The following is a 15181-nucleotide window of genomic DNA, read 5'->3' as shown; positions in this document are numbered from 1 at the left end:
GGAGATCGATGATGACTAAAATGACTCAACAAGATTCAAAACAATATACTCGTCCAGATGATGCAAAAATCATCCCGTTCATGAAGATTGCCAAACCTGCGGCAATCTTCTCGATCCTGATTACGTTGGCGAGTATTTTCTTTATTGCGACTAAAGGTCTTAACCTCGGTTTGGATTTTACAGGTGGTGTTTCTGTCGAGTTGAACTACGCTCAACCAGCAAATCAGTCTGAAGTTGTTCAGGCACTCGGTAAAGCTGGTTTTAAAGATGCTGTAGTACAAACACTGGGTAGTAATAAAGACTTAATCGTGCGCATGCCTGTACAAGATATTAAGGTCGAAGACCTTAGTAATGCCATCAATAAGGCTGTGCAATTACCAAACAATGCCGCAGTAGTTCATAAAGTGGACTCTGTTGGCGGTCAAGTAGGTAACGAGCTGTATGTTCGTTCTGCTGGTGCAGTTGCCCTTGCACTTATTTTAATGTTGATCTACGTGACCATCCGTTTCGAGTTTAAACTCGCGATGGGTGCCGTGATGTCTTTATTCCACGACATCATCATTATTATTGGTGCTTTTGCATTATTCCAGTGGCCGTTTGACCTTACGGTTTTAGCTGCGGTACTTGCTGTTATTGGCTTCTCGCTTAACGATAACATTGTAGTGTCAGACCGTATCCGTGAAAATTTCCGTAAAATTCGTGGAGCGACTCCTCGTGAAATCGTCGATATTGCATTAACCGAGACTTTACGTCGTACCATTCATACATCCATGACGTTAATGCTAGTCGTTCTAGCAATGATGTTCTTAGGTGGTGATGGTCTACACTGGTTCTCTATTGCAATGTTTGTCGGTATCTTTGTAGGTACTTACTCTTCAATTTATATCGGTACAGCTTTTGCTTTATGGCGTGGTCTTAACCGTCAGGACTTCATCGTTCAGGTTAAACCTGAATTTGAGGATGACATTCCTTAAGTTGTCTAAAGTAAGACATATAAAAAACCGCGATTAATTCGCGGTTTTTTTATATAAAGAAAAAATTATTTACGGCGTAATGCATCCGAAATTGCTTCAACCAACTGTTGAGAAATTTCTTGTTTAGATGCTTTCTCTAACTCACGCTTTTTCATGTGATAGTTTTCAGCAAAGAAAACTGTCATGGCATTTTCATCAGAAGCAAAACCAATATCTGCACGAGACACATCGTTACATGCAATCATATCTAGTTTTTTAGCAACCAGTTTCCCTGCCGCGTATTCTTCAACATTTTGTGTTTCGGCTGCAAAGCCCACCATAAATGGACGTTTTTCCTGACCTGCAATGGTTGCCACAATATCTGGATTTTTCACAAGGGAAACATTCAACTCATCCCCTGCCTTCTTAATTTTATGCTCGGCAACTTCTGCTACGCGATAGTCTGCGACTGCGGCAGTTGCAATGAAGATATCACACCCTGTTTCTAACGAGTTCATGCTGATATCTAACATTTGTCTTGCAGAGGCAACATTTACTCTTTTTACACCATTCGGTGTATCTAAACTTACAGGTCCAGCAATTAGCGTCACTTGTGCACCAGCCGCGTAACAAGCAGCAGCTAAAGCAAAGCCCATTTTACCAGTACTGTGGTTCGAGATATAACGAACAGGGTCAATCGCTTCACGTGTCGGCCCAGCAGTAATCACAACTCGCTTTCCAGCCAACAACCCAAATTTTTCAGCGATTGCACGCTGAGCCTGATGGAAATAGCCAGCGACTTGCCTTGCAATTTCTTCTGGCTCTGGCATACGGCCTAAACCGACATCACCACACGCCTGCTCACCCGCATCTGGCATAATCACATGCACGCCATCTTCGACTAAGGTTTGTAAATTTCGTTGCGTTGCTTTGGCCGCCCACATTTGCTGGTTCATGGCAGGTGCAACCCACACAGGAGATTTTGTTGCCAAAAACACTGTACTGAGCAAGTCATCTGCTAAACCATGCGCAAATTTTGCCAAAGTATCGCAGCTTGCAGGCGCAACCAGTAATAAATCAGCCCAACGTGCTAATTCAATATGTCCCATCCCAGCTTCAGCCGCAGGATCTAAAAGTTCAGTATGAACGGGATTACCAGAAAGAGCCTGAAACGTTAGTGGGGTAATAAATGCCTGAGCACCATGTGTCATGACCACACGCACGTCAAAGCCATAATCTTTAAGGCGACGGACTAAAATGGCACTTTTATAGGCAGCAATTCCGCCAGTGACAGCTAAAACAATGTTTTTATGAGGAATAACACTTAGATCAAAGCTCACGAACAGGATACCTTACTGTTGCAGTGGCGCTCACAATAGCATTAAATACGCGCAGACCCAAGATTGATTGGGCAAACAAAATAAAATTTTAAGCGAATTATGCTGGGGAATATGAATACTTCTATTAAAAATTGGCCCGAACAAGAACGGCCAAGAGAACGGTTATTACAACAAGGTCCGCAAAGTCTATCAGATGCAGAACTACTCGCGATTTTTCTTCGCTCAGGTTCACGACAACATTCAGCAGTCGAACTATCACGTTTACTCATTCAGCACTTTGGTAGCCTAAATGCAGTATTTGATTCATCGTTAAGTGAGTTAACTCAATTTAATGGAATTGGAGCAACAAAATATTCACAATTATTGGCAGTTAAAGAGCTCGGACGGCGTTATCTCGATCATCACTTTCAGCAAAACAATCTTAGTCTCCACTCTTCTGATTTAGTTTTGGATTATTTGCGCTACGAATTAAAAGGCGAGAAACAAGAAGTCTTTGCAGTGCTTTGTCTAGACCCTGAATTAAGAAAACTTCACTTTAAAAAGTTATTTTTTGGGTCAGTTCAACATTGTGCGGTTTCAGTCAATCAAACCCTACGCTACGCCCTACAACAACATGCTTGCCAACTGGTCATTGCACACAATCATCCCTTTGGTTCAGCGCAGCCTTCTGCTGAAGATATTACCTTAACTCAGCAACTGGAACATGCCTGTCAGCTTGTCGAAATACGCCTCTTGGATCATTTTATTATCTCACCAGAAGGAAGCTTTTCATTTGCTGAACAACAACTGCTCAACCCAACAATAATATCAGTTCAATGATATTGACAAAGAGGCACTAAGCCTAGAAGATCAAAGCAAAAATAGTGACGTTAAAAACAAAATGATTGTTCGTGAGCAGCCTAGTATTTTCAAAGTATTATTCTCTTGGCGAGGGACAATTTTACCCAAAATTTTACCCTCTCTAGGGGTCGTTATGCTGATTTCGGCAATCATTGGGGGCGTAGAATATATCAATCTTTATCGCTTTCCAGAGATTCCTTTGGTTGGCTTTACTCTTATTGGCGTCGTACTTTCTATTTTCTTAGGATTTAAAAATACTGCATGTTATGACCGTTGGTGGGAAGCCCGAAAATTATGGGGTGTTTTAATTGCAACTTCACGCCATTTTGACCGTGACTGCCGAATTTTGACTCAAGCCCGCCGTGAACGTGTGATTCAGCATGTGATTGTTTTTGCTAACGTGTTACGAGATCGTTTACGCCGTCAGACGGCGAACCCAACTGAGCTCATACAAACCAGCGGCATGAGCCAGCAAGCACTCACCCAGCTCTATCAGCAAAATAATGCCCCTCAGTACACACTTAGCCTCATTCACTGGGAATTATTGCAAGCGCTTAAAGAAGGTGAAATCTCAGACATCATCTATGCACAGATGAATAAAAATGTTGCAGATTTAAGCGTTGTGCAAACAGGCTGTGACCGAATCGCCAATACACCTATTCCATTTGCCTATTCAGTTTTGCTCAATCGCACTGTCTATTTTTTCTGTTTTATGTTGCCATTTAGTCTTGGTTCATTGCTTGGGTTAGCAACACCTTTACTGGTGGGAATTTTGGCATATACATTTTTAGGACTTGATGCACTCAGCTCTGAAATTGAAGAGCCTTTCGGTACTCAAAGTAATGATTTACCTTTAGATGCCATGGTGCGTAGTATCGAAATTGAACTTTTAGGGACTTTGGGTAAACCTACCCCACCACCAATTCAAGCTCAAGATAATAACTTGTTGTAATGTCTTAGAGAAAACGTTCCCAAACACCTTGCTGATTAGCCGTTGGTTTAGGTGTATTTCCCAGTTTAATCCATGGCATATTTTCACCATGAAAATCACTGCCAATCGATACAGCTAATTGATATTGCTCAATCATCCGATCAATCATCTGGCGAGTAGATAAAGTTTCCATCGGTGGAGGTAACTCAATTGCATCTCCACCTGAAGTAGCGAACAATTCAATTAAATATCGAACGTTAGTTGCAGATAAATCATAACGAGTCGGATGTGCTAAAACTGCCAACCCTTTACTTTCGTGAATCATGTCAATTGTTTCTTTTAATCCTAATCCTTCAAACTTTACAAAAGCACGTCTTCCTTCTTTTAAGAAACGATCAAACGCTTGTTGAGGACGGGTTACAACTTTTTTCTCGACGAGTGTTTTAGCAATGTGTGTTCTGGTGATGCGGTCTGCCTGATCTTCTACTTTAGCAAGAACATCCTCATAAATCTGAAAACCAATACATTTTTCTAATAAATCGCAAATTACTTTAGCTCTTTGCGCTCGTACTCTTTTTTGTTGTTCTAATGCTTCTAAAATTGGCGCTTCATTTTGCATGTTTAAAGCAACAATATGTACGCCATAACTCTTCTTCGTTGTTGGACGTGACCACTGACTTGAAATCTCTGTACCAGAAATGATTTTTAAATCATGACCTTGTGCAGCAACTCTAGCTCGCTGCAACCCATCCATTGTATCGTGGTCAGTTAAAGCCAAAGTATGCAAATTCACATCTATAGCAGCTTGCACCAGTAATTCCGGAGACAAAGTTCCATCAGAAATATTGCTATGTGTATGTAAATCTATGCCTTGCATCTTTTATACTATGCCATTCACCAAACCTGATCAGATACTCTAACATGAAAGCACTTCTGGACTTTGTTCCATTAATTATTTTCTTCTATTTATATAAAACAGTTGATCCAACCGATACACAGCATCCTTTACTTAAACTGATCGGGTCTGCTGGTGGTGCCGATAATAATAATATTCTTGTAGCGACTACTGGATTAATTATTTCAATGCTTGTGGTATATGGTGCCCTATTTGTTTTCCAAAAATTCCGTCTAGATAAACAACAGTGGTTTGTATTGTTTATGACTGTCATTTTTGGTGGCATCACCCTCATGTTAAGTGATGATTTCTATATTCGTCTGAAAGCTGCAATTTTGAATTTGGTTTTTGCAGGTGCATTCTTAGTTTCACCTTGGTTTGGGAAAGATCGTAAACCACTCATACGACGTCTATTTGACCCTATTTTAGACTTAAGTGAAAAAGGTTGGAAAAATCTAAATTTTGCTTGGGCAGTCATGTTTGTGGTGATGTCTTGTTTACATATCTTCTTTGCGTTTTTATTTCACGGCGGAAAATATTGGGGTGAATTCACTGCATTTGGTGACATGATCGTCATGTTTTCATTTATCATTATTCAGTTCATTATTTTACGTAAACATTTTAAGTCACCAGACGCTTAAAATGATTCCTGATTGATTACAGAGATACGATTACATGCCTTTTTTTGTTCTAAGCTGTACCGATAACGAAGGAACTTTAGAAAAACGCTTGGCAGTACGCCCTCAGCATATCGAACGTTTGCAAAAACTTGATGATGAAGGACGCCTTGTTACAGCGGGAGCTATGCCAAAAGACCCGAATGATCCTCAAGCAGGTTTTTATGGCAGCACCATGATTGTTGAATTCGACAGTCGCGAAGCATTAGACGAATGGTTAAAAGAAGAACCATTTCTCAAAGAAGGCATTTATGCTCATATTGATGTAAAACCGTTTAATAAAGCATTTCCAAAAGGGTAATCATATGCACCCTGCAATCAAAAGCTTTCTTGGCTTGTGTTTGATATGTTCAACTGCTGGAGCAGTTGAACCTGCTGCAACACCAGCAACACCTCCTCCAAGCGCGCCTTCAACTCAACCCGCTCCTACAGCACCAACAGGTGTAAAAACAGCGACTACAGCTCAACCCCTTACAGCAGAACAGCTTGTAAAAAATAAACAACAGCAAGATGCGAAAATCAAAGCTTTGGTTCAAGATCAGGCGTCTCGTTTAAAACAGTTAGAACATGCCAATCTTGAAGCACTCGCCCAGAACCAAGAGTTACAGTTAAAAAATGATAGCCTCTCTGTTCAGGTTCAAGTCTTACAAAGCGAACGTAGCGCACAAATGTTTTTATATGGTGCTGTTACCTTAGCTGGTGGCGTATTGCTAGGATTTTTTATCGCTAGTTATATTCATACAAAACGTCGACGCCAGTGGTAAATTCAAGCAACTTATTAAACCAAATGACCGTATCAAACCGTATCCAAACAGCAGAACTGGACTGGGAACTCATCGATGGCATCGAGGTTCCCATTTCCAAACAATTTGGTGATGTCTATTTCTCTAAAGAGAATGGCCTACTTGAAACACGGCATGTTTTTCTAAATGGTAACGACTTATCAGAACGCTTAGCCAATCTAAAAGATTTTGAATATTTCAGTGTAGGAGAAACCGGTTTTGGTACGGGTTTAAACATTCTTGCACTTTGGCAACTTTGGCAACAAGTCCGTCCTGATAATCAAAGCCATTTACACGCCATTAGTGTTGAAAAATTTCCATTAAGTAAAGCCGACCTTATTCGTGCTTTAAATGTCTGGGATGAGCTTAAACCACTTGCAGACCAGTTAATTGAACAATATCCGCTACCTATTGCCGGATGTCATCGTTTAAGTTTCCCTGAAGAGCGTTTTAGCATCGACCTATGGATAGGAGATGCACAAGATATTTTCCCAAGCATGGCTAAAACGAAAGCAGTAAATGCTTGGTTTTTAGATGGCTTTGCACCCTCTTGCAATCCAGAGCTGTGGGAACAAAACGTTTTAAGCCATATCGTACGTCTTTCTGACTATGGCAGTACATTTTCCTCTTTTAGTGTCGCGGGTGTTTTAAAACGTGGGCTAAAAGAGCATGGTATTAGTATTTCCCGTCCACGTGGTTTTCGACATAAACGGGAAATGCTCAAAGCAATATGGAACCCACCTCAATCTGATGATGAGTCCTTAGAATTAGACCAAGTCTACACATTGGGGAACGGACAACAGCATATTGCGATTATAGGAGCTGGTGTAGCAGGTTTAACTACGGCGTGGGCATTTGCAGCACGCGGACACCAAGTGACCCTATATGAGCAAACAGAAGCATTATCTGGCGCTTCTGGAAACCCTTTGGCATTGCTTAATCCTAAACTATGCCCAATTGAACAGAGCCATGAACATCTCATGACTTTAAGTTGGCAACATGCCTTAAATTTTTATAAAAATTTTCAAGCATTCCGCCCGCTTCAAATACAACAAATCGCATTGAAAAATGCAGATGAACTTCTCGATCTTGTAAATCAATATCCAGCTCAGGTTGTTACCCATTCTGCAAACTCACTTGAAACTACATACTCAAGTGTTTCACTGACCGAAGCAGGTTCTGTTTCACCACATCAACTACGTGATGAAATTTTGCAACATCCCTTAATTGATCTAAAGATTACCAATGTCACAGCATTGGTTCCTTTTGAAAATAAAGTTCAATTGCAAACTGGTAATGACGTTATTGCAGAAGCAGACCATGTGGTTGTGTGCTGCGCGCGTCAAAGCGCGACTTTTTTTGAAAGCTATCCTCAGTTAAAACCAATACGTGGACAAGTAAGCTGGGTTGATAATACGTTTGCTCCCCTGCCTTTACAGGAAGCTTATAGCTATGGCGGCTATTGCATGCAACTTGATGCCTCACAGATGATTCTAGGTGCATCTTTCTATCCTAATCGTGAAGATCAAGATGTACTTGCCGACGACCATGTGCATAACTTTGAATTAATCCACAGCGTATTTCCTGAATATGCACAGCAATTACCCCCTACCACCACGTGGCAAGGTCGTGCATCTATCCGCGCACAAAGCTTAGATTATTTTCCTCTGTTAGGAAAAATGCAGGAGAATAGCCGAATTGCTACTTTTGCTGGTCTGGGTTCTAAGGGCTTTCTATTTGCTCCACTATGCAGCGAAATCTTAGTTGCGCAGATATTAGGAGAAGCTTGTCCTGTACCGGACCGCCTATTACAGAAATTGAATCCTCAAAGATTCCAAAAAAAAGTAAAAGCTAAAAAGCCGTATTTCAAACCACAGTAGTTCTCTTCAATAAAAAAGCACCCTAAGGTGCTTTTTTTTATGCGCCCTGCTCTAGAGGCAAGCCGGCATCACGAGCTGCACGAGTCCCCCCCATCAGCACGACATATTCACGCGAGGCATCCAATCCTTCTAGTGTCTCAGCTGCACGAGGAGCTTTGCTACCACCACCACATAAAATATAAATCGGCTGACCCGCAGAGACCTGGTTCAAAATATCAGCATTCAAATCATTAATCGGGCGATTTACCGCACCTTTAACATGCCCTTCTGCATAAGCATTTGTATCACGGACATCCCAGATAACAGCATTTTCTGGGAATTCAAATGTTGTAATTTCTTGTTTACGGATCATTGTGCACTCCTTTGATGTAAACAACACTTGGCAAATGAAGAAAACCCTCTTAGCATCTCAAATATTCTTTCCCTTTGTAAAGGTCTAAACTATGCCTTCTTTCGATATTGTCTCTGAATTAGAGATTTTTGAAGTTAATCACGCTGTACAGAACACACAAAAAGAGATTGCAACACGTTTTGACTTTCGAGGTCATGATGTTTCAGTCGAAATAAACGAAAAAAATAAAGAAATTAAAATCAGTACCGAAAGTGATTTCCAGTGTGAACAGGTTTATAACATGTTAGAAAATCATTTTTATAAACGTAAAATTGATGTGCAAGCACTTGATCCACAAAAAGCGGCTGCTTCAGGCAAAAACTTTGTACAAGTGATTAAACTTAAAGATGGTCTTGACTCGGATACTGCAAAAAAAATTAATAAAGCCATTAAAGAAAGTGGCGTTAAAGTGCAATCTTCTATCCAAGGCGACAAAATTCGTGTAACGGATAAAAAGCGTGACACTTTACAACAAGTCATGAATTTTTTACGTGAACAACAATTTGGTGTGCCATTACAGTTTAATAACTTTAAAGACTAATCTCTTGTCGTGACATTCAAAGCTAAGGTAAATCCATGTCTCAATCCAACCGTCTATCAAAACTGGTAAAAGCGACTTCAAAATTCCCTAAAGGTATTCGGAGTACACTTTGGAGCAAGGCGTTTGGTCGTATCGTACCAATGGTGGGTACAGCAAATATCCGCTATCTGGAAGTAGACTCAAACCACGTTACTGTCCGCTTAGAAAACCAAAAAAATATGCAAAATCATATTAAAGGAGTCCATGCTGCGGCGATGGCTCTTTTAGCAGAAACTGCAACAGGTTTTCTAACGGGTTTACACATTCCTGATAACCGCATTTTATTAATCAAATCATTACATGTAGATTATTTAAAAGTGGTTGAAGGCGGTTTGACTGCTACAGCAACATTGTCTGCTGAACAGCAAAAGTTTATTGCAGATAATGAGAAAGGTGAACTTGTGATTCCGGTTACAGTCATTGATGATGCAGGTAATGAACCAATCCACTGCCAAATGCTGTGGGCATGGTTACCTAAACGTAAGAAATAATAACTAATCTAAAGTACTTTTAGATTTTTATTTACCTCAAGATATAAAAATTATTTTTTGTATCTTGAGGTCAAAATGAAAAAAATACTGATTCTTTCCTCTTTGTTTAGCAGTTTAATATTTACAACAATAACGACTCATGCGACTGAACCTAATCTTAAAACCAGTAAATTAACTTCGACCAAATCAGAAGCGATCGATAAAGTAAGCGCTCAAAACAAAAGAATAGTCATCGACTTTTATGAAGGCGTCTTTTTAAAACATAAAGTCAAAGAATATGCAGACCGTTATATTGGTCAACAATACATTCAGCACAATCCTAATGTGCCAGATGGGAAAGCACCTTTCGTTAATTTCTTCACTGAAAAATTCCAAAAGAATCCTCAAGCTAAAAATGAGATTAAACGTGCGATTGCTGAAGGTAATCTTGTCGTTTTACATGTCCATTCGACTGAAAATGAAAAAGATCGAGGAAGAGCGATTATTGATATATTTCGTGTCGAAAATGGAAAAATTGTAGAGCATTGGGATGTAATACAAAATATTCCAGAGCAAAGCAAGAATACAAATACGATGTTTTAATTTCTAAAAACTAGTTTTTCTTTTGAATAAAGATTAAAGCCTGAATACTGATATTCAGGCTTTCTAAGTTTTATTGAGTATCTAAAAACTTTTGTCTTGCTTCTTCGGGTATTTGACGCTTATTACCCTTTACATCCACCGCTACAAAGGTAAAGACTCCTTCAGTAATACGTATTGGCTCACGAGAGTCATCATGACTGTCCCAAACTTCAATTTGCATCTGAATAGAAGTATTTCCAACTTTTAAGATTTTGGTATAGCAGCTAATGACAAAGCCAACCTTTACCGGAACCAAAAAGGTCATTTGATTAATGGAAATCGTAGCACAGCGGCCACGACTGAAACGTTCTGCGTGAATTGCTCCAGCCAAGTCCATTTGTGACACAATCCATCCACCAAACACATCACCACTCCAGTTTGTATCTGCTGGCATGGCAATCGTTTGTAAAGATAAAATTCCTTCTGGTTTGGTATAAGCTTCTGACACCTTAGCTCCCGAAATTCGTTTGAAGTTGTTGATCGAGCCACTGCTGCAATTCAGGCGCACGTAATGCACCGCTAATACGCGCGACCTCTGTCGTTTTATTCATTAAGACAAGTGTCGGAATACTTCTCACATGAAAAGCTTGACTCAAGCGAGGAGATTCTTCGGTATCAATCTTGGCAAAGATAACGCCTGGATTCTGTTTTGCGACCTGCGCAAAATGTGGAGCCATCATTTTACAGGGTCCGCACCATTCTGCCCATAAGTCTATGAGAATAGGTAAATCACTATTCGTGATGTAGTTACTAAAATTTTGCTCATTTAGTTCAATAGGTGCAAGCGGTAGTAATGGCTGATGACATTGCCCACAGCTTGGTTGCTCAGGAAGTTTTTCTTCCGGAACTCGGTTTTTTGCACCGCACGATGCACATACAATAATCATTTACATCACTCCTATATGCTGATGTAAAAATTCTAATTGGGTTATCACTGCTTTTTCAAACCATGAACCGTCATAGATATCAAAATGTTTCATATCCCACTCATGATAACTTACAAAAGGTGCAATATTTGTCGCAGCTTCGCGACTGGACTCAATAGGAATAAGTGAATCTTTTTGGGCCGCAATAAATAAAACTGGAATATTAATCTGGCGTACAACTTGAATTGGACGGTATCGCATCAAATTAAAAAAGACACGAGCTGGGACTTCCCCACTCCAATAATAGTCAGGATTTACAATTGATAGATAACCATAATAACTATCTGCTGTAGGCATAAAGCATAAATTTTGTTGATCGACGACAGGTAATCTCTTGGGATTAAGTCCCATTTTTGATCCCATATAATCCTGACTCGACAACTTCAATGCTTGAGGATAACGTTGCAAAGGATAGAGCTTGGCTGTTTCAGCACCATCTACATAAGGAATTTGTACTAAAATCGCCTGAATATTCTTTAATTCAGAAGCTAGACTTAGTGCATATCCCCCACTTAAAGAAGTTCCCCACAGTACAATCCTTCGGTTATCTACAAGCTTACAGGTCGAAGCATATTGAATAACGGTCTTCCAATCTTCTAACTGCGAATTGATAGAGACCATTTCTCTAGGCTTGCCAGTACTCCCACCCCAATATCGATAATCAAACAAAATAACAGCGTAGCCTGCTTGAGCGAACCGCTGTGCATATTGGATTAGTTTAAATTGACGCAACGCAGCAAAACCATGGGCCATAATAATTACGGCAGATTTCTTATTTGTTTTAGGAATATAAAAATCAGCTGCGATCGTTTCCTGACCACATGGAACATATAAAGGCTCAACCGTATAAGCGTGCATATGTGCTCCGTTGAAATAAAATATGAATAACCAATTTTAAAATAGCGTAATGATCATTTTTAAAATTTATAACTTAGCTATAAGACATAACTTTCTCAGTCAGAACAACACACGAGTGTCTTGTATCTCAGGTTAAGCTTAATGCTATGATACAGCATAAGAGGTTTTGTTAAATTTTGGAGTGACGAAATGTCAGATAATGTTGGTTTCGCAGGTCAAATTGGTCCAGAGCATGTTGGCCAAGTTGTAGAAAAAGGATTTAAATCGATTATTAATAATCGACCAGATATGGAAGGCGGCCCAGAACAGCCTACAAGTGCTCAAATTGAAGAAGCAGCACGCCAAGCAGATCTAGACTATGTTTATCAACCTGTTGTAGCTGGACAAATTACGGAACTCGATGTACGTACTTTTGCAAATCATTACAACGAGTTGCCAAAACCTATCCTTATGTTTTGCCGCACAGGAAATCGTTCAAACAATCTCTATCAATTAGCAAAACAGATGGATTTATTAGACGACTAATTTTAAGAAATTAATATTCTATAGAACCCTATTTCTTCCTTAAAGTAGGGTTTTTTTGATAACTTATTTTGCATATCTCTGCACGAATTCAACAGAACTAAAAATAATATTGATCTAAAGTATTTAAATCTTTTTTGAATCATTTATTAATTTTTATGAATAAATTTATATTCGCTCTTCTAAGCTGTTTAATTCTTACAGCATGCTCCTCAATGCAAGTAAAACCGACGGTTGGAGTAACTATGGGTACAAGAATTTAAACATGTCATTAATAGTATAAGCATTGAAGGTCAGTCTATTAATCAATAATGGGACTGTTTCAACCACTTTAAAACACCTTTTATGCAAAAATTTACATTTTAAAGCTAAATAATTAGAACCAAACCCTCTGTTCAAGAGGGTTTTTCTATATATTCTAAATATCTATTAAAATAGCTTAATGACAATGTTCGATATTATTATCATTGGCGCAGGTACGGCTGGTATTAGCGCATATAAAGAAGCCGTTAAACATACCCATAATATTTTAATTATAAATGATGGACCATGGGATACCACTTGTGCTCGTGTAGGTTGCATGCCAAGTAAAGTCCTCATCTCTACAGCAAACCGTATGTTTGACATTCAAAATGCTCAAGAGGTTGCTTTGGAGGTATCTGCAAAAATTAATACAGATCAAGTCATGCAGCACGTACAAACTTTACGAGATCGTTTTACGCAAGCAACTTTAAAAGATGTAGAACAATGGCCTGCAGAATATAAAATTTCTGGTAAAGCATATTTTATTGATTCACAAACTGTAGAAGTTAATGGGAAACAGTACCAATCAAAAAGTTTTATTCTAGCTGTCGGTTCAACTCCTAATTATGATCAAACCTGGAAGAAAGAACTTGGTAATCGGCTTATAACAACAGATCAAATATTTGAGTTAAAAACACTACCTAAATCTATCGCTGTCATCGGAAGTGGTGTGATTGCCCTTGAGATTGCTCAAGCAATGCATCGTTTAGGTGTAGAAACTACAATCTTTGCTCGCAGTAAACGGATTGGAATCCTTACTAGTTCTAGGCTTCAACAACTTGCACAAAAAGAGCTAGGGAAAGAGTTAAAAATTCTATTCGAAACTCTACCAAGTGAAGTTAAATGCAGTGAAGAAAACGCTTTATTAACTTACCAACTTGATGAAACAGAGAAAAATCTCAAAGTTGAATATGTTTTAGCTGCAACAGGCCGTACAAGTTTACTTGATACCTTAAAACTAGAAAATATTGATAATTCTTTTAAAGATATTAAGTTATTACCTATAAATGCAAAAACCAAGCAGTTAGATACATATCCAATTTTTGTTGTTGGTGATGCTTATACTTCAACACCATTGCAACATGAAGCTGCACATGAAGGCAAAAAAGTTGTTTATAACTGTTTGAATTATCCACAGGTTAATTCAGTTAAGACACTTACTCCATTGGGAATTGTATTTAGTCATCCTGAAATGGCAATTGTTGGGCAGAGTTATAAACAACTAAAAGATAAGGGTATAGACTTTATTACAGGTGAAGCCTCTTATGAGCGACAAGGTAGAGCTATCGTTCTGGGAAAAAACCAGGGAGGTATTGAAGTTTATATAGAGAAAGAAAGTCAAAAACTTCTGGGTGCCGAGCTATTTACAGAAGCAACAGAGCATATGGCCCATCTATTAAGCTGGATAATAGGCGAAGAATTGACTTTAAATGAGATTCTAGAGAAGCCTTTCTATCACCCTACTCTAGAAGAAGGTCTTCGCACTGCTTTAAAACATGCTCGCCGCCAGTTGAAATAATCAATTTAGAAGAGCTCTCTTAATAAAATTTGGCTCTTCTATACATTGAATTGTTCTAATTAATTCATTTGATGGGAAATAATTGCAACTAGTGAAGCGTTCTTTTCAGATGAACTAGTATATATCCATGTCTCTAAAGTTTTTCCATCTTTAGAAATAATATAATTTGTTGTAATCAAATTTTTATCTTTAGATATTTCTTTTTTATAAGTTAAACCAGTAGATTTAGGAGGTAACCAACTTTCTAAATTCTTCTGAATTTCAGTTGAATTTCCTTTATTTATAAATAATGAACATACACCATTATCGAGTTGAGTAATGACAAACTTTCCTTCTGAAGAGTTTATCATCCAAGCACTCCCCTTATAATCTTTTAAAAAATGTACAGCATACTCATTAGGCATTTGAATAAACCCCATATTTTTCGCTTGTTTACTTATTATTTCTGAATTTCCTCTCGAACTAACACAAATGTTTAAAAAGGCTTTTGTGCTAAATAGACTTTCTACAGCTTGATTAGCATGGATAGATTTACTACCAAGTATTATAGCTATCATAAAGATAAATATTTTTAATCCTACAAATTTCATTATTAACACTCTTGTTATCATTTTAAGATATTTGGTTTATAGCACGAATCTTTCATGATATTTTCAGTTTTATTTTTCTCAT

General features: G+C 38.6%; 20 protein-coding genes. 13 read left to right on the top strand and 7 right to left on the bottom strand.

All coding sequences use genetic code 11. From position 1 onward, the window contains the following. Nucleotides 1–8: 8 nt before the first annotated feature. Nucleotides 9–974: a protein translocase subunit SecF gene (secF, locus tag FY048_RS15090; RefSeq protein WP_446091671.1), complete on the top strand. Its 966-nt coding sequence runs from the start codon at nt 9–11 to the stop codon at nt 972–974. A gap of 65 nt (nt 975–1039) precedes the next feature. Here the strand turns inward: secF and coaBC are convergent, their stop codons facing one another. Next, on the bottom strand, nt 1040–2293 hold the full coding sequence (gene coaBC, locus FY048_RS15085) for a bifunctional phosphopantothenoylcysteine decarboxylase/phosphopantothenate--cysteine ligase CoaBC (RefSeq protein WP_003655128.1): 1254 nt from the start codon (nt 2291–2293) through the stop codon (nt 1040–1042). Nucleotides 2294–2392: 99 nt separating this feature from the next. On the opposite strand from coaBC, the gene radC reads away from it, so the two are divergent. After that, complete coding sequence (gene radC / locus FY048_RS15080; protein ID WP_080631988.1) at nt 2393–3112, top strand: RadC family protein; 720 nt, start codon at nt 2393–2395, stop codon at nt 3110–3112. Nucleotides 3113–3173: 61 nt separating this feature from the next. After that, nucleotides 3174–4085: a bestrophin family protein gene (locus tag FY048_RS15075; protein ID WP_005064169.1), complete on the top strand. Its 912-nt coding sequence runs from the start codon at nt 3174–3176 to the stop codon at nt 4083–4085. 4 nt (nt 4086–4089) lie between these two features. Here FY048_RS15075 and FY048_RS15070 read toward each other — a convergent pair whose 3' ends face one another. Further along, nucleotides 4090–4941, bottom strand: a complete 852-nt coding sequence (locus FY048_RS15070; protein ID WP_439914932.1) for a PHP domain-containing protein — start codon at nt 4939–4941, stop codon at nt 4090–4092. Between the two features lie 44 nt (nt 4942–4985). On the opposite strand from FY048_RS15070, the gene FY048_RS15065 reads away from it, so the two are divergent. Genes FY048_RS15065 through mnmC form a run of 4 tightly spaced genes read left to right on the top strand, consistent with a single transcriptional unit; the run spans nt 4986 to nt 8298 of the window. Then, entirely contained in the window at nt 4986–5600 is a 615-nt protein-coding gene (locus FY048_RS15065) for a septation protein IspZ (protein WP_446091670.1), read from the top strand. Nucleotides 5601–5634: 34 nt separating this feature from the next. Further along, nucleotides 5635–5937, top strand: coding sequence for a YciI family protein (locus tag FY048_RS15060; RefSeq protein ID WP_005309522.1), 303 nt, complete (start codon nt 5635–5637; stop codon nt 5935–5937). A gap of 4 nt (nt 5938–5941) precedes the next feature. After that, nucleotides 5942–6400 (top strand): hypothetical protein, encoded by a 459-nt coding sequence (locus FY048_RS15055; protein WP_446091669.1) that lies wholly within the window; start codon nt 5942–5944, stop codon nt 6398–6400. 23 nt (nt 6401–6423) lie between these two features. Continuing rightward, nucleotides 6424–8298: an FAD-dependent 5-carboxymethylaminomethyl-2-thiouridine(34) oxidoreductase MnmC gene (gene mnmC / locus FY048_RS15050; protein WP_446091668.1), complete on the top strand. Its 1875-nt coding sequence runs from the start codon at nt 6424–6426 to the stop codon at nt 8296–8298. 37 nt (nt 8299–8335) lie between these two features. On the opposite strand, the gene FY048_RS15045 is transcribed toward mnmC, so the two are convergent. After that, entirely contained in the window at nt 8336–8650 is a 315-nt protein-coding gene (locus FY048_RS15045; protein WP_016137240.1) for a rhodanese-like domain-containing protein, read from the bottom strand. A 91-nt stretch (nt 8651–8741) separates the two neighbouring features. On the opposite strand from FY048_RS15045, the gene FY048_RS15040 reads away from it, so the two are divergent. From FY048_RS15040 to FY048_RS15030, 3 genes are all read left to right on the top strand, one after another. Then, a complete protein-coding gene (locus FY048_RS15040; protein WP_004638746.1) occupies nt 8742–9230 on the top strand; it encodes a YajQ family cyclic di-GMP-binding protein in 489 nt (162 codons plus the stop codon). Between the two features lie 35 nt (nt 9231–9265). After that, nucleotides 9266–9760, top strand: a complete 495-nt coding sequence (locus tag FY048_RS15035) for a DUF4442 domain-containing protein (protein WP_127493948.1) — start codon at nt 9266–9268, stop codon at nt 9758–9760. A gap of 75 nt (nt 9761–9835) precedes the next feature. After that, entirely contained in the window at nt 9836–10342 is a 507-nt protein-coding gene (locus FY048_RS15030) for a nuclear transport factor 2 family protein (RefSeq protein WP_446091667.1), read from the top strand. 70 nt (nt 10343–10412) lie between these two features. On the opposite strand, the gene FY048_RS15025 is transcribed toward FY048_RS15030, so the two are convergent. The 3 genes from FY048_RS15025 to FY048_RS15015 are packed head-to-tail and all read right to left on the bottom strand — an operon-like array spanning nt 10413 to nt 12165. Beyond that, nucleotides 10413–10829: an acyl-CoA thioesterase gene (locus FY048_RS15025; protein ID WP_004789061.1), complete on the bottom strand. Its 417-nt coding sequence runs from the start codon at nt 10827–10829 to the stop codon at nt 10413–10415. Between the two features lies 1 nt (nt 10830). After that, a complete protein-coding gene (gene trxC, locus FY048_RS15020; protein ID WP_003655112.1) occupies nt 10831–11268 on the bottom strand; it encodes a thioredoxin TrxC in 438 nt (145 codons plus the stop codon). Next, nucleotides 11269–12165, bottom strand: coding sequence for an alpha/beta hydrolase (locus FY048_RS15015; protein WP_446091666.1), 897 nt, complete (start codon nt 12163–12165; stop codon nt 11269–11271). It lies immediately after the preceding gene. 189 nt (nt 12166–12354) lie between these two features. Here FY048_RS15015 and FY048_RS15010 point away from each other — a divergent pair, with 189 nt between their 5' ends. The 3 genes from FY048_RS15010 to FY048_RS15000 all read left to right on the top strand — a co-directional run bounded on the left by FY048_RS15010 (nt 12355) and on the right by FY048_RS15000 (nt 14509). Beyond that, nucleotides 12355–12690, top strand: coding sequence for a TIGR01244 family sulfur transferase (locus tag FY048_RS15010; protein WP_016137245.1), 336 nt, complete (start codon nt 12355–12357; stop codon nt 12688–12690). Between the two features lie 155 nt (nt 12691–12845). Further along, nucleotides 12846–12950, top strand: coding sequence for a lipoprotein (locus FY048_RS15005; protein WP_371864353.1), 105 nt, complete (start codon nt 12846–12848; stop codon nt 12948–12950). A gap of 185 nt (nt 12951–13135) precedes the next feature. Beyond that, nucleotides 13136–14509, top strand: coding sequence for a dihydrolipoyl dehydrogenase (locus tag FY048_RS15000; RefSeq protein WP_446091665.1), 1374 nt, complete (start codon nt 13136–13138; stop codon nt 14507–14509). A 59-nt stretch (nt 14510–14568) separates the two neighbouring features. Here the strand turns inward: FY048_RS15000 and FY048_RS14995 are convergent, their stop codons facing one another. Beyond that, nucleotides 14569–15099, bottom strand: coding sequence for an NMCC_0638 family (lipo)protein (locus FY048_RS14995; protein WP_446091664.1), 531 nt, complete (start codon nt 15097–15099; stop codon nt 14569–14571). Nucleotides 15100–15181: the final 82 nt, after the last annotated feature.

This window comes from Acinetobacter sp. 1124_18A (assembly GCF_052824995.1).
Note: the sequence above shows the minus strand (reverse complement) of the source record. Positions and strands in the feature narration are given on the sequence as shown.

What these genes read in the sequence shown, in the direction of transcription:
- secF (WP_446091671.1), top strand. Translation starts at nt 9, where the DNA reads ATGATGACTAAAATGACTCAACAAGATTCAAAACAATATACTCGTCCA.
- FY048_RS15040 (WP_004638746.1), top strand. Translation starts at nt 8,742, where the DNA reads ATGCCTTCTTTCGATATTGTCTCTGAATTAGAGATTTTTGAAGTTAAT.
- FY048_RS15035 (WP_127493948.1), top strand. Translation starts at nt 9,266, where the DNA reads ATGTCTCAATCCAACCGTCTATCAAAACTGGTAAAAGCGACTTCAAAA.
- FY048_RS15015 (WP_446091666.1), bottom strand. Translation starts at nt 12,165, where the DNA reads ATGCACGCTTATACGGTTGAGCCTTTATATGTTCCATGTGGTCAGGAA.
- mnmC (WP_446091668.1), top strand. Translation starts at nt 6,424, where the DNA reads ATGACCGTATCAAACCGTATCCAAACAGCAGAACTGGACTGGGAACTC.
- FY048_RS15045 (WP_016137240.1), bottom strand. Translation starts at nt 8,650, where the DNA reads ATGATCCGTAAACAAGAAATTACAACATTTGAATTCCCAGAAAATGCT.
- FY048_RS15030 (WP_446091667.1), top strand. Translation starts at nt 9,836, where the DNA reads ATGAAAAAAATACTGATTCTTTCCTCTTTGTTTAGCAGTTTAATATTT.
- FY048_RS15000 (WP_446091665.1), top strand. Translation starts at nt 13,136, where the DNA reads ATGTTCGATATTATTATCATTGGCGCAGGTACGGCTGGTATTAGCGCA.
- FY048_RS15065 (WP_446091670.1), top strand. Translation starts at nt 4,986, where the DNA reads ATGAAAGCACTTCTGGACTTTGTTCCATTAATTATTTTCTTCTATTTA.
- FY048_RS15075 (WP_005064169.1), top strand. Translation starts at nt 3,174, where the DNA reads ATGATTGTTCGTGAGCAGCCTAGTATTTTCAAAGTATTATTCTCTTGG.
- FY048_RS15005 (WP_371864353.1), top strand. Translation starts at nt 12,846, where the DNA reads ATGAATAAATTTATATTCGCTCTTCTAAGCTGTTTAATTCTTACAGCA.
- FY048_RS14995 (WP_446091664.1), bottom strand. Translation starts at nt 15,099, where the DNA reads ATGAAATTTGTAGGATTAAAAATATTTATCTTTATGATAGCTATAATA.
- radC (WP_080631988.1), top strand. Translation starts at nt 2,393, where the DNA reads ATGCTGGGGAATATGAATACTTCTATTAAAAATTGGCCCGAACAAGAA.
- FY048_RS15010 (WP_016137245.1), top strand. Translation starts at nt 12,355, where the DNA reads ATGTCAGATAATGTTGGTTTCGCAGGTCAAATTGGTCCAGAGCATGTT.
- trxC (WP_003655112.1), bottom strand. Translation starts at nt 11,268, where the DNA reads ATGATTATTGTATGTGCATCGTGCGGTGCAAAAAACCGAGTTCCGGAA.
- FY048_RS15070 (WP_439914932.1), bottom strand. Translation starts at nt 4,941, where the DNA reads ATGCAAGGCATAGATTTACATACACATAGCAATATTTCTGATGGAACT.
- FY048_RS15060 (WP_005309522.1), top strand. Translation starts at nt 5,635, where the DNA reads ATGCCTTTTTTTGTTCTAAGCTGTACCGATAACGAAGGAACTTTAGAA.
- FY048_RS15055 (WP_446091669.1), top strand. Translation starts at nt 5,942, where the DNA reads ATGCACCCTGCAATCAAAAGCTTTCTTGGCTTGTGTTTGATATGTTCA.